11 protein-coding genes are annotated in these 13,106 nt (G+C 69.8%); 8 read left to right on the top strand and 3 right to left on the bottom strand.

Translation table 11 applies throughout. The features are described from left to right. Nucleotides 1–29: 29 nt before the first annotated feature. Nucleotides 30–245, bottom strand: a complete 216-nt coding sequence (locus tag RWE79_RS28175) for a hypothetical protein (RefSeq protein WP_475942873.1) — start codon at nucleotides 243–245, stop codon at nucleotides 30–32. A gap of 570 nt (nucleotides 246–815) precedes the next feature. Here RWE79_RS28175 and RWE79_RS28170 point away from each other — a divergent pair. From RWE79_RS28170 to RWE79_RS28135, 8 genes are all read left to right on the top strand, one after another. Then, nucleotides 816–4,430 (top strand): sensor histidine kinase, encoded by a 3,615-nt coding sequence (locus RWE79_RS28170; RefSeq protein WP_475942872.1) that lies wholly within the window; start codon nucleotides 816–818, stop codon nucleotides 4,428–4,430. A 9-nt stretch (nucleotides 4,431–4,439) separates the two neighbouring features. Next, nucleotides 4,440–4,853, top strand: a complete 414-nt coding sequence (locus RWE79_RS28165) for a roadblock/LC7 domain-containing protein (protein WP_018562063.1) — start codon at nucleotides 4,440–4,442, stop codon at nucleotides 4,851–4,853. A gap of 60 nt (nucleotides 4,854–4,913) precedes the next feature. After that, nucleotides 4,914–5,321, top strand: a complete 408-nt coding sequence (locus RWE79_RS28160; protein WP_475942871.1) for a DUF742 domain-containing protein — start codon at nucleotides 4,914–4,916, stop codon at nucleotides 5,319–5,321. Then, on the top strand, nucleotides 5,302–5,910 hold the full coding sequence (locus tag RWE79_RS28155; protein WP_475942870.1) for a GTP-binding protein: 609 nt from the start codon (nucleotides 5,302–5,304) through the stop codon (nucleotides 5,908–5,910). The genes RWE79_RS28160 and RWE79_RS28155 overlap by 20 nt, the downstream gene beginning before the upstream one ends. 311 nt (nucleotides 5,911–6,221) lie before the next feature. Then, nucleotides 6,222–9,524 carry a nitrate- and nitrite sensing domain-containing protein gene (locus tag RWE79_RS28150; RefSeq protein WP_475942869.1) on the top strand — a complete coding sequence of 1,101 codons (3,303 nt, stop codon included), beginning with the start codon at nucleotides 6,222–6,224 and terminating at the stop codon, nucleotides 9,522–9,524. 9 nt (nucleotides 9,525–9,533) lie between these two features. Continuing rightward, complete coding sequence (locus tag RWE79_RS28145; protein WP_329311891.1) at nucleotides 9,534–9,947, top strand: roadblock/LC7 domain-containing protein; 414 nt, start codon at nucleotides 9,534–9,536, stop codon at nucleotides 9,945–9,947. Between the two features lie 72 nt (nucleotides 9,948–10,019). Beyond that, entirely contained in the window at nucleotides 10,020–10,580 is a 561-nt protein-coding gene (locus RWE79_RS28140) for a DUF742 domain-containing protein (RefSeq protein WP_475942868.1), read from the top strand. Continuing rightward, the gene (locus tag RWE79_RS28135) at nucleotides 10,561–11,139 is read left to right on the top strand and encodes a GTP-binding protein (RefSeq protein ID WP_475942867.1); all 579 of its coding nucleotides are present in this window, start codon (nucleotides 10,561–10,563) and stop codon (nucleotides 11,137–11,139) included. Before RWE79_RS28140 ends, RWE79_RS28135 begins: the two co-directional genes overlap by 20 nt. Before the next feature lie 126 nt (nucleotides 11,140–11,265). Here RWE79_RS28135 and RWE79_RS28130 read toward each other — a convergent pair whose 3' ends face one another. Further along, nucleotides 11,266–11,490: an acyl-CoA carboxylase epsilon subunit gene (locus tag RWE79_RS28130; RefSeq protein ID WP_475942866.1), complete on the bottom strand. Its 225-nt coding sequence runs from the start codon at nucleotides 11,488–11,490 to the stop codon at nucleotides 11,266–11,268. A gap of 16 nt (nucleotides 11,491–11,506) precedes the next feature. Further along, nucleotides 11,507–13,099, bottom strand: a complete 1,593-nt coding sequence (locus tag RWE79_RS28125) for an acyl-CoA carboxylase subunit beta (protein WP_475942865.1) — start codon at nucleotides 13,097–13,099, stop codon at nucleotides 11,507–11,509. Between the last annotated feature and the right edge of the window lie 7 nt (nucleotides 13,100–13,106).

Here is a 13,106-nt window from a genome sequence, read left to right as displayed (position 1 = left end):
GTTATCCCGGGGGCGGCGCGGCCTCTCGTCTATTCGGCCGCGGCGGCCACGGGCAGGTCGACCAGGACCGTACGGCGCGGGTTGGCCGTCTGCCGGGGCAGCGCGGGGAGCTCCCCGGCCCCGGCGTCCGTGTTCCGCCCCTCACCGGCCGGCGACTGCGCGCCCAGCGGTTCCGCGTCCTTCAGGTGCGCGAGGGTGGTGCGACGCGGGTTGGCTATCGGGCGGATGATCATGGTCGTCTTCATGGGCCGGTCGGACCTCGGGTGTTCCAGGGCGCACTATCGCGCCGATTGACGGCTTGCAACATGCTGTAAAGCGCCAGATTAGTGGCGTCCATTCCCCTCTTCCGGCGCGCGATACGGCGAGCACGCTGTGATTTTGCTCACGAACTACGGGACAAACACCCCGAGTCGGACAGTGGATCAAGGTCAGCGAATCCGACATCAGACTCAAAACATCACTATCCACCCACGACCACCTCCCGGAAGACCCTCCGGAACCCCCTGCGACTCGCGGGAATTGAGTCGGAAATGAGGGGATATACCCGAATCCGCGACCGACAACGGGTGACCCGCCCGCTGCGCTGAGTCACAGATTCCGCTCATTCTCAACGAAAGGGCCTCGGCCCTTGTTGCCGCCTCGCGCACTGTGCTGCAATTCCCCGGACCGCCGCATCAATCGACCGGCGCGCAGGGGGCGCGTTCGAGCGCAGCGCGGCGGCGAACAGGGCACCCGCCGGGGAGGGCGGGCCTGCCAAACTCGACACCGTCCCGCCGCCCGCGCGGGGGACGCCTGGTCCAGAGGTTGCGACGCTAGTGCAGGGACGTTTCAAGAGGGATGGCGGCGCTGCCGGCAGCGACCCGGGACAGCTCGGTGGGGCCGATCACGGTCCGACACCGCGCCGACCGGACGAGCCCGCGGAAGCCGGGACCAAGGACGCGCAGACGAGCGCGGGCCCGGTCCGTGGCACGAACACGGGCCCCAGGCACGGCTCGCGCATCGCCATGCGCAACTGGCGCATCAGCACTCGGCTGGTGTCGCTGCTCGCGCTGCCGGTGGTCGCCGCGACGTCGCTCGGCGCGCTGCGTATCCAGAGTTCGCTGGACAACGTCACGCAGCTCGGCAACGTGCAGACGCTGACCGACCTGACGGAGACCGCGACCAAGCTCGCGAACGCGCTCCAGGAGGAACGCGACAGCTCCGCCGGTCCGCTCAACAGCGCCAGCCGCAACGAGAAGAACGACGCCGTCGTTGCCAAGCGCGAGGCGACGGAGCGGGCCAAGACCGCCTTCATCGCCGCGAGCAACGAGGGCATCCCCCAGGACCTCACCGGTGTGAGCGCCTCGCTGGTCGCGATCAACAAGCAGCTCGGCGACCTCACGACCATCCGCGACAACGCGTACACCGACGAGAACTACATCGCGCAGACGGTCACCGAGTACAACGAGCTGATCACCCAGCTGCTGCAGCTCTCCGAGGACATGGCGCAGGCCTCCGGCAGCGAGGAGATGATCAAGAGCACCCGTGCTCTTGCGACCTTCTCCGCCGCCAAGGAGTTCGACTCCATCCAGCGCGCCATGATCAGCGCCGCTCTCGCCAACAGCAAGAACCTCCAGCCGAACGACTGGCGCTACGACCGCAACGCGTTCATCTCGGAGAAGACCACCCTCCAGCAGTTCAGCCAGATCTACGGCAAGGCCGCCGCCGAGGCGCTGCTGGAGCCGCTGAGCGCGGACAAGAGCCCCACGCTCAAGACCGTCAACGACGAGCAGGACCGGGTCCGCGCGACCGAGGACGGCATCAAGAGCCTCGACGGCTCCTACCTGGACTGGGACGACAACGCCCAGACCAAGCTCGACATCATGAAGAAGATCGAGTCCCAGCTGCTGAACGACATGACGCAGAAGGCACTTGAGCTTCAGAACGAGGCCGAGCAGGAGGAGTACCTCAACGGCGCCATCATCCTGCTGGTGCTGGGCATCTCGGTCGTCGGCGCCTTCGTGGTGGCCCGCTCCATGATCCGCTCGCTGCGCCGGCTGCAGGAAGGCGCGCTGGACATCGCCCAGAAGCGGCTGCCCGAGCTGGTCAAGCACCTGTCGGAGTCCGACCCGCAGGACGTGGACACCTCCGTCGAGTCGATCGGTATCACCAGCCGTGACGAGATCGGCCAGGTGGCCCGCGCGTTCGACGAGGTCCACCGCGAGGCGGTCCGACTGGCCGCCGAGCAGGCGCTGCTGCGAGGCAACGTCAACGCGATGTTCACCAACCTCTCGCGCCGCAGCCAGGGTCTGATCCAGCGTCAGCTGAGCCTCATATCCGAACTGGAGTCCCGTGAGGCCGACCCGGACCAGCTGTCCTCGCTGTTCAAGCTGGACCACCTCGCGACCCGTATGCGCCGTAACGGCGAAAACCTCCTCGTCCTCGCGGGCGAGGAGCCGGGCCGCCGCTGGACGCGGCCGGTCCCGCTGGTCGACGTGCTGCGTGCCGCGGCCTCCGAGGTGGAGCAGTACGAGCGCATCGAGCTGACCTCGGTGCCCGCCGCCGAGGTCACCGGCCGTATCGTCAACGACCTCGTCCACCTGCTCGCCGAGCTGCTGGAGAACGCCACGTCGTTCTCCTCTCCGCAGACCAAGGTGCGGGTCACCGGTCACGCGCTGCCCGACGGCCGCGTACTGATCGAGATCCACGACACCGGCATCGGCCTGTCCCCCGAGGACCTGGCCGACATCAACGAGCGCCTCGCCAACCCGCCGACGGTGGACGTCTCCGTCTCCCGCCGCATGGGCCTGTTCGTGGTCGGCCGCCTGTCCCTGCGACACGGCATCCGGATCCAGCTCCGTCCCTCCGACTCCGGCGGCACCACGGCACTGGTCATGCTGCCGGTGGACGTCACCCAGGGCGGCAAGGCCAGGCCCGGCGCCGCCGGCCGTGGCCAGCAGCCGGGTATGCCCGGCGGTCCCGGCGGCCCTGGTGGCGCCGGTCTGCCCGGCGGCCCCGGCGGCCTCGGCGGTCTCGGCAAGGGCACCGCCGTGGGCAACGGCCAGGTGGGCCGTCCGCCGCAGCGCGGCCAGGTGCCGGCCTCCGAGCCGCGCCCGGCACTGAACTCCGGCCCGGGCGGCCCCGGTTTCGGCGGTGCGCCGCAGGGCGGCGGCCGTCACCAGGCCCAGCCCCCGCAGCGGACGAACCCGGGCTGGGTCGAGCAGCCGCAGCAGGGCGGCAACGCCCCGCAGCCGGTGTCGGCCCCGGCCGACCGGGCGCGCGGACACGAGGACGTCGACTCCACCCAGCAGTTCGAGCGCCCCGACTTCAACGACGTACCGCACACCTCCCCCGCCTTCGGCGGGAACGGCTCCGGTCCGCAGCGCGGCCCGGTCGGCGGTCAGCGTCCGGCCGCGCCGCCGGCGCCGGTTCCGGCGCAGCAGCCCCCGGCCCCGGCGGCCCCCCGGGCGGAGTTCGACAACACCCCGCACACTCCCCCTGCCTTCGGCGGGGGCGGCAACGCCCCGCAGAGCCAGCCCCAGCAGGGCGGGTTCACCCGCAGCGACGTGTTCCAGCAGCCGCAGCGGCCCCAGCCGCCGCGTCCGCAGGCCCCCGCTCCGGCTCCGGCCCCCGCGCCGCAGGCCAACCGCGGCGCGGAGCCCCAGCTGCCGGCCGTCGCCGAGCCGATGGCACTGCCGCCGGCCCCGGTGCGCGAGGACGAGCGCAGCCCGATCTTCGAGGCCCTGGAGTCGGACTGGTTCCGCAGCGGCCGGGCCGAGCGGATGCAGCAGGTGCACGTGGAGAGCGCGGCCAACGGCTCGTCCGCTCCCGCTCAGCAGCAGGCGCAGTCGCACCAGCAGCAGCAGCCGGCCCCGGCGCGGGACCGCCAGCCGAACCAGCACCGGGCCCCGGCCCAGCAGCCCGCCGCCCCGGCTCCCAGCCGGCAGCAGGTCCCGCAGCAGGCTCAGCGGACCCAGGCGCCGGCTCCGGTCGCCGCGCAGCCCACGCGCCCGCAGCACCAGCCGCAGCGCCCCGGTACCTCGGCGCCGCAGCACCAGCAGCAGGCCCCGGCGCAGGCGCAGGCCGAGCAGCAGTCCTACCAGCCCACGCAGCCGCCGCGCCGTGAGACCCCGGCCTGGCGGCCGACGCCCAACGACGAGGTCTGGCAGCGTGCCGAGCAGGTACGCGAGCCGTCGGCCGGCGGAATCACGCCGTCCGGGCTTCCCCGTCGCGTACCGCGTGCCAATCTGGTTCCCGGGGGCGCGGCACCGCAGGCCCCCCAGGGCGGTCCGCAGGTCTCGCGGGCACCCGACGACGTGCGCGGACGCCTGACCAACCTCCGGCGCGGTATCCAGCAAGGCCGTCAGGCCACTCCCGCTCCCGGGACTGGCAACGGCGGTCGAGCCCCCGAAAGCCAGTGGGGCAGCAACACTCACCAGCAGGAGCGTTAGTTGAGCACCATGAGCCAGGCGGCACAGAATCTGAACTGGTTGATCACGAACTTCGTGGACAACACCCCCGGGGTGTCCCACACGGTCGTGGTCTCCGCCGACGGCCTGCTGCTGGCGATGTCCGAGGGCTTCCCCCGGGACCGCGCCGATCAGTTGGCAGCCGTCGCCTCCGGTCTGACCTCGTTGACCGCGGGAGCCTCCCGCATCTTCGAGGGCGGCAGCGTCAACCAGACCGTCGTGGAGATGGAACGCGGCTTTCTCCTCCTGATGTCGGTGTCCGACGGCTCCTCGCTGGCCGTTCTCGCGCATCCCGAGTGCGACATCGGCCTCGTGGGCTACGAGATGGCGCTGCTCGTCGACCGGGCGGGCGCCGTGCTCACCCCCGACCTGCGCGCAGAACTGCAAGGCAGCTTGATGGGCTGAGTAGGCCGCCCAAGCACCGCACCACGATTCGCGACCGCTTCCGCTCGATCCGGAGGACCCATGACACCGCCGCCCGCCTCGCCCGGCCCGTACGGCGCGTCCCACCACGCGCCGTACGGGGTGGAAGGCGACCAGCCGCTGGTGCGGCCGTACGCCATGACCGGTGGCCGCACCCGGCCCCGCTACCAGCTCGCCATCGAGGCGCTGGTCAGCACATCCGCCGACCCGAGTGCGTACCAGGGGCTGCTCCCCGAGCACCAGCGCATCTGCCATCTGTGCCGCGAGCTCAAGTCGGTCGCGGAGATCTCGGCGCTGCTGGCCATTCCGCTCGGCGTGGCCCGGATCCTGGTGGCCGACCTGGCGGAGGCCGGAATGGTCTCCATCCACCAGCCGAGCAGCAGTGAGGCCGGCGGACAGCCCGATGTGACATTGCTCGAAAGGGTGCTCAGTGGACTTCGCAAGCTCTAGGCCCGGGCAGCAGGCGGCGTACGGAAGTCCGCCTGCCGCTCGTTCCACCACCTCGGCCAAGATCGTGGTGGCGGGCGGCTTCGGCGTGGGCAAGACCACGTTCGTCGGCGCGGTCTCGGAGATCAGCCCGTTGCGCACGGAGGCCGTGATGACCTCCGCGTCGGCCGGGATCGACGACCTGAGCCATGTCGCGGACAAGACCACGACCACCGTGGCCATGGACTTCGGCCGTATCACGCTCGACGACGACCTGATCCTGTACCTGTTCGGTACCCCGGGCCAGGACCGTTTCTGGTTCATGTGGGACGACCTGGTGCGCGGCGCGATCGGCGCGGTCGTGCTCGTCGACACCCGCCGGCTCGCCGACTGCTTCCCCGCGGTCGACTACTTCGAGAACAGCGGTCTGCCGTTCGTCATCGCCCTCAACGGCTTCGACGGGCACCAGCCCTACCGTCCGGAGGAGGTGCGCGAGGCCCTGCAGATCGGCCCCGACGCCCCGATCATCACCACGGACGCCCGGCACCGTGCCGAGGCGAAGAGCGCTTTGATCACGCTCGTGGAGCACGCGCTGCTCGCTCGCCTCAAGTAAGCACTCCAGTTTGCCAGTTGCGGCACGGACCGGCTGTGTCTTCTGACACGGCCGGTCCTTGTGTTCATAACGTTTCGACAGAGAATCAAACCGGCCGCGAACACAAGCTGCTCCCGGACGGTTTCATAGAGCACTCATCGCCCGACAATTTGCTACCGCTTCAACCTTATGCCCGTTTTATCAGGCGTGATTCCAGCTCGGAGAGCCCCCGGCACAACGTTTGTAGAGCACCCCCATGACGTGCTGGAATTCGCTGAACCCGACAGTAGTAACGGCCCCATCAGTGCCGTCGCCGAGAGGTTGTTGGTCGAGTGAGGAACACAAGGCGAGCAGAGCCGGGTCCCGCGGACCACCCGCGTGGCAATTTCACACCGCCTGCGCGATACGCGAGCACCCCGGGAGCCCCGTCTCCCTCCCCGTCCGAGCCGGTGGCCGAGGCCCCGGCAGGGCCGGGCAGTCGCTTTGCCATTCGCAACTGGCGGGTGGGCACGCGCCTGAACGCCATCCTCCTCATCCCGGTGCTCGTCGCCCTGGTGTTCGGCGGATTCCGGGTGCAGAGCTCGGTGCAGACCTGGCAGCAGGCCGACGACGCGGTGCGTACCGCCGAGGTGGTCCGTACGGCCATGACGTACAGCACCGCTCTGATCAACGAGCGCGATGTGTCCGTGGTTCCCCTCCTCCAGGGCGACACCAAGAACAAGACGGTCACCCAGGCCCGCGCGGCCACCGACACGGCCAAGGCCGGGTTCGACCAGGCCGTCACCGACATGCCCGACACCGAGCGTCTGCAGCGTCGCGTCACGGCGGTGCGCACGGGCGAGAAGCAGCTGACCAAGCTCCGCTCGGTCGCCTTCACCAAGGCGCTGTCGGGGGTGCAGACCGAAGAGGGCTACATCGCCGTCCAGCACCCGCTGATGGAGCTGGCCAACGAACTCGGCTTCGGCACCGGCAACATCGCCGCCTACGGCCGTACGCTCTACGCCATCGTGCTCGCGCAGGCCTCGGAGTCGCTGAGCCGGTCCATCGGCACGCACCTGCTGGTCGAGGACCGCAGCAAGCTCGCCAAGGGTGAACTCGACACGCAGCTGACCTCCTTCGCCTCCTGGGCCTACCTCCAGCAGATCGCCCTCCAGGAGTACCAGGGCGGCGGCACCGACGAGGACCTGCAGCGGCTGAAGGACGAGCAGACCGCGGCCACCAAGAAGGGCAAGGAGCAGGCCACCAAGGCCGCCGAGCAGGCGGCCGCGGCCGGTGTGGCCTTCAAGGCCCCGCCGAACATCACGACGATGATCGAACTCATCGCCTCCGGTGCCTCGCCCAGCACGCTCAAGAGCAAGGGCGTCACCGCGCAGAGCTGGTTCGCCGCGTCAACGCTGGCCTTCGACGCCTACCGCAACATCTCCCAGCACCTCTCGGGCCAGGCCTACAGCGACTCGCAGGACATCGCGTCCAGCGCGCGCACGGACGCGATCGTCAACTCGGCGGTGGTGCTGGTGGCGCTGATCATCGCGTTCATCGTGGCCGCGATGATGGCCCGCTCGATGAGCAACAGCATGCGCCGCCTGCGCAACGGCGCCTTCGAGGTCGCCGAGCAGCGCCTGCCCGCCCTGGTCGACCAGCTCTCGCGCACCGAGCCCGGCCGGGTCGACACCCGCATCCAGGCCATCCCGATCAACTCCACGGACGAGATCGGCGAGGTCGCCCGCGCCTTCGACCAGGTCCACCGCGAAGCCGTCCGCCTCGCCGCCGAACAGGCCCTGCTCCGCGGCAACGTCAACGCGATCTTCACCAACCTCTCCCGCCGCAACCAGGGCCTCATCCAGCGCCAGCTCACCCTCATCACCGAGCTGGAGAACAACGAGGCCGACCCCGACCAGCTCGAACACCTCTTCAAGATGGACCACCTCGCCACCCGCATGCGCCGCAACGGCGAGAACCTCCTGGTCCTGGCCGGCGAGGAACCCGGCCGCCGCTGGAACCAGCCCGTCCCCCTCGTCGACGTCCTGCGCGCCGCCGCCTCCGAGGTCGAGGCCTACGAACGCATCGAACTCGTCGGCATCCCCGAGACCGAGATCCACGGCACCGCCGTCACCGACCTCGTCCACCTCCTGGCCGAGCTCCTGGAGAACGCCACCACCTTCTCCTCCCCCCAGACCAAGGTCCGCGTCACCGCCACCCGGCTCCCCGACGGCCGCGTCATGGTCGAGATCCACGACAAGGGCATCGGCCTGACCGCCGAGGACTTCGCCGACATCAACCACAAACTCGCCGACCCGCCCACCGTCGACGCCTCCATCTCCAAGCGCATGGGCCTGTTCGTGGTCGGCCGCCTCGCCGACCGCCACGGCATCCGCGTCCAGCTCCGCCCCTCCGGCGAGCAGGCCGGAACCACCTCCCTGGTCATGCTCCCCGAACCCATCACCCACGGAGGCGGCGGCGAGGAGGTCTCCCCCGAGGACGACTTCACCGTCTCCCGCATCTTCCCCCAGCACGAGACCGACCAGTTCGCCGCCTACGCGCCCACCGCCGCCGAACTCGGCTTCGACGACTCCCGCTACGACGCCCTCCAGATCCCCGACGACGCCCGCTCCCTCGACCCCGTCGGCCGCTCCCTCATGCGCGAGGAACGCCGCGCGCAGCTGGAATCCGGCACCGGGGACAGGGTCCCGGAGCAGGGCGGCTACGGGGGTCAGCAGCAGTCGTACGACCAGGGCTTCGAGCCGCAGGCCTACGCTCCGAACGGCTACGATTCCAACGGCTCCAACGGCTCCAACGGAGTCGGTGGGGGCAACGGCCTCCTGAACGGGGTCAACGGAGCCGGCGAGCTCAACGGGGCCGGCGGGGTCAACGGGTCCAACGGGTCCAACGGGTCCAACGGGCAGGTGGCCCCCCAGGGGTACGACGAACACTCCTACTCCGAGCAGCCGCCGCAGCAGCAGTCCTACGACGAGCAGCTCTACCCGGAGCAGACGTACCAGGACGACTGGCCGCAGCCGGTGCAGGGGTACACCGAGCCGCAGCAGCCGTCGTACGAGAGCAACGGCAACGGGTTCGGCTACCAGGAGCCGCTGCCCTACCAGCAGCAGGCCCCCGGCTCCGCTCCCGTATCCGCTGCTTCCTCCGGGATCGCCCCCTTTGAGGCTCCGGAGCGCGTAGGCTTCGAACGACCGGGCCCCAGCTCCAGTGTTTCCAACTCGCTGACCGACGCCGGCCTGCCGCGTCGTGACCGCAGTGGTTGGCAGCAGCCCGAGCAGCCGGCGGTTCCGGCACAGAACCAGCCACAGCAGGCGCAGAGCGCCGCTCCGGTGCGGCCGTCGCAGGACGACCCCGCGGAGTGGCGGTCGGCCAACGACCAGAACTGGCAGCGGGCCGAGCAGGCCCGCGAGCCCAAGGCCGGCGGGGTCACCCCCTCCGGCCTGCCCCGGCGGGTCCCCAAGGCCAACCTGGTCCCGGGCACCGCACAGCAGACTCCGCAGAGCGGCCCTTCGGTCTCTCGTGCACCCGAGGACATCCGCGGCCGGCTGAGTAATCTGCGACGCGGTGTCCAGCAGGGACGCACTGCGGGAACTGACACGAACGGCCAGGGCTTCGGCCCCAATCACCAGGAGCGTTAGTTGAGTCCGATGAGCCAGGCGGCACAGAACCTGAACTGGTTGATCACCAACTTCGTGGACAACACCCCCGGGGTGTCCCACACGGTTGTGGTCTCTGCCGACGGCCTGCTGCTGGCGATGTCCGAGGGTTTCCCGAGAGACCGGGCGGACCAGCTCGCCGCGGTCGCCTCGGGACTGACCTCGCTGACCGCGGGAGCCTCCCGCATCTTCGAGGGCGGCAGCGTCAACCAGACCGTGGTGGAGATGGAACGCGGATTCCTCTTCCTCATGGCCGTATCCGACGGTTCCTCACTGGCCGTCCTCGCGCACCCCGAGTGCGACATCGGCCTCGTGGGCTACGAGATGGCGCTGCTCGTCGACCGGGCGGGATCCGTTCTCACCCCCGATCTGCGCGCTGAACTGCAGGGCAGCCTGCTCAACTAACGGACAGGCATGCGGACGCGTCTGATGCGCCGTAAGGTGCATCGGACGCGTCGACCAGCTGGAGGAGGAACCGTGGCAACGCCCCCAGGCGGAGATCAGTACGGCAATCCGTATCAGCAGCCGCCTTACCAGCGGTACAACTTCCCCTCGACTCCGAGCCAGGAGCCCGTGCACGGTGCTCCTGGTAACCAGCCACAACACCGGCAGCCGAGGAATCAGCCGTACGAGTCTCCGCAGTCCCCGTCCTCGCGCGCACCGAGGGCGGCTCGCCCCACACCGGTCGGTTCGGACTCACAGCCATTGGTCCGTCCGTACGCGATGACCGGTGGCCGTACCCGGCCGCGCTACCAGCTCGCCCTTGAGGCACTGGTCAGCACCTCGGCCGAACCGGCGCAACTGCGGGGGCAGTTGCCGGAGCACCAGCGGATCTGCATCCTCTGCCGGGAGATCAAGTCGGTCGCGGAGATCTCCGCGCTCCTCTCCATCCCCCTCGGCGTTGCCCGAATCCTCGTAGCCGATCTGGCCGAGGCCGGCCTCGTCGCGATCCACCAGCCCGGTGGCGACGAAGCCGCGGGCGGTCAGCCAGACGTGACATTGCTCGAAAGGGTGCTCAGTGGACTTCGCAAGCTCTAGCGGTCCAGCTCGCTCAACCACCTCAGCGAAGATTGTGGTGGCGGGCGGCTTCGGCGTGGGCAAAACCACGTTCGTCGGTGCCGTATCGGAGATCAACCCGCTGCGCACCGAGGCCGTGATGACATCGGCGTCCGCCGGGATCGACGACCTGACCCACGCGCCGGACAAGACCACGACCACCGTGGCCATGGACTTCGGCCGTATCACGCTCGACCAGGACCTGATCCTCTACCTGTTCGGCACCCCGGGCCAGGACCGCTTCTGGTTCATGTGGGACGACCTGGTGCGCGGCGCGATCGGCGCGGTCGTGCTCGTCGACACCCGCCGGCTCGCCGACTGCTTCCCCGCGGTCGACTACTTCGAGAACAGCGGTCTGCCGTTCGTCATCGCCCTCAACGGCTTCGACGGCCAGCAGCCCTACAAGCCCGAAGAGGTCCGCGAGGCCCTGCAGATCGGCCCCGAGGCGCCGATCATCATCACCGACGCGCGCCACCGCGGCGAGGCCAAGAGCGCCCTCATCACGCTGGTCGAGCACGCGCTGATGGCACGCCTGCGCTAGGGTTCGCCGCCGCGGTCGCGACAGCGGCCGCGGCACCGGCCGCAGCACCGGCCGCAGCAGCACAAACACAGTGGGCCCGCACCGGTCGGTGCGGGCCCACTGTGTTCCCGTGAGGGACGTTCGCGCTCAGCTGCGCCAGGAGTGCGGGGCGGCGAAGCCGGACTGCCGCTCCAGGCGGCGCCACCCGGCGACGGAGCGGGGCTTGACGTAGTCCGTGGCCGTGGCCCCGTCGCCGCCCGAGGCGGCGCCGGCACGGGCCAGCAGGACGGCGGTCAGGGCGGCCAGCTCTTCGTCGCTGGCCAGACCCTTCTCGACGCGGACGAGGGCGCTGTCGGCAGTAGGGGTGCTCACAGTGGTCGTTTCTCCCTTACTGGGGCGGGTTACCGTGCTTGCGCGACGGCAGGTCGGCGTGCTTCGTGCGCAGCATCGCGAGCGACCGGATGAGGACCTGCCTGGTCTCCGCCGGGTCGATCACGTCATCCACCAGGCCACGCTCCGCTGCGTAGTAAGGGTGCATGAGCTCGCTTTTGTATTCCTTGACCATGGCGGTGCGCACGGCGTCGGGGTCGTCGGCCTCGGCGATCTGCTTGCGGAAGATGACGTTGGCGGCACCTTCGGCGCCCATCACCGCGATCTCGTTGGTGGGCCAGGCATAGGTGAGGTCGGCACCGATGGACTGGCTGTCCATGACGATGTACGCACCTCCGTAGGCCTTGCGCAGGATCAGCGAGATCCGCGGCACGGTGGCGTTGCAGTACGCGTACAGCAGCTTGGCACCGTGCCGGATGATGCCACCGTGCTCCTGGTCGACGCCCGGGAGGAAGCCGGGGACGTCCAGAAGGGTGACGAGGGGGATGTTGAACGCGTCGCACATCTGCACGAAGCGGGCGGCCTTCTCGCTGGCCTCGATGTCCAGGACACCGGCCTGGACGAGGGGCTGGTTGGCGATGATGCCGACCACCTGGCCGTCGAGGCGGGCGAGGGCGACGATGATGTTGGTCGCCCAGCGCTCGTGGATCTCCAGGAAGTCGCCGTCGTCGACGAGCTCCTCGATCACCTTGTGCATGTCGTACGCCTGGTTGCCGTTGGCCGGAACCAGATCCAGCAGCACGTCGCCGCGCCGGTCGACGGGGTCGGACGTGGGGGTGGGCGGCGGGTTCTCGCGGTTGTTCTGCGGCAGCATCGACAGCAGGTAGCGGACCTCCTCGATGCAGGTCTGCTCGTCGTCGTAGGCGAAGTGCGAGACGCCGGAGACCTCGGAGTGGACGTCGGCGCCGCCCAGGCCGTTCTGGGTGATCTTCTCGCCGGTGACGGCCTGTACGACGTCCGGGCCCGTGATGAACATCTGCGAGGTCTCGCGGACCATGAAGATGAAGTCGGTCAGCGCCGGGCTGTAGGCCGCGCCGCCCGCGCACGGGCCGAGCATCACGGAGATCTGCGGGATGACGCCGGAGGCGCGGGTGTTGCGCTGGAAGATGCCGCCGTAGCCGGCGAGGGCGGAGACGCCCTCCTGGATCCGGGCGCCGGCGCCGTCGTTGAGGGAGACCAGGGGGGCACCGGCCGAGATGGCCATGTCCATGATCTTGTGGATCTTGGTGGCGTGGGCCTCGCCCAGCGCGCCGCCGAAGATCCGGAAGTCGTGGGCGTAGACGAAGACGGTACGGCCGTGGACGGTGCCCCAGCCGGTGATGACGCCGTCGGTGTAGGGCCTCTTCGCCTCCAGGCCGAAGCCGGTGGCGCGGTGCCGCCGCAGCGGCTCCACCTCGTTGAACGAACCCTCGTCGAGCAGCAGGTCGATGCGCTCGCGAGCCGTCAGCTTGCCCTTGGCCTTCTGGGCCTCGGTCGCGCGGTCACTGGGCCCGCGCCGGACCTGCTCGCGGATGGCGTGCAGTTCTGCGACCCTGCCACGGGCGTCGTTCGCCTCGGCGGGCTCGGCCGGGACTTCGTCCAAAACGGTCATGCCATCG

This window comes from Streptomyces sp. RLA131, from assembly GCF_056270125.1.
Note: the sequence above shows the minus strand (reverse complement) of the source record. Positions and strands in the feature narration are given on the sequence as shown.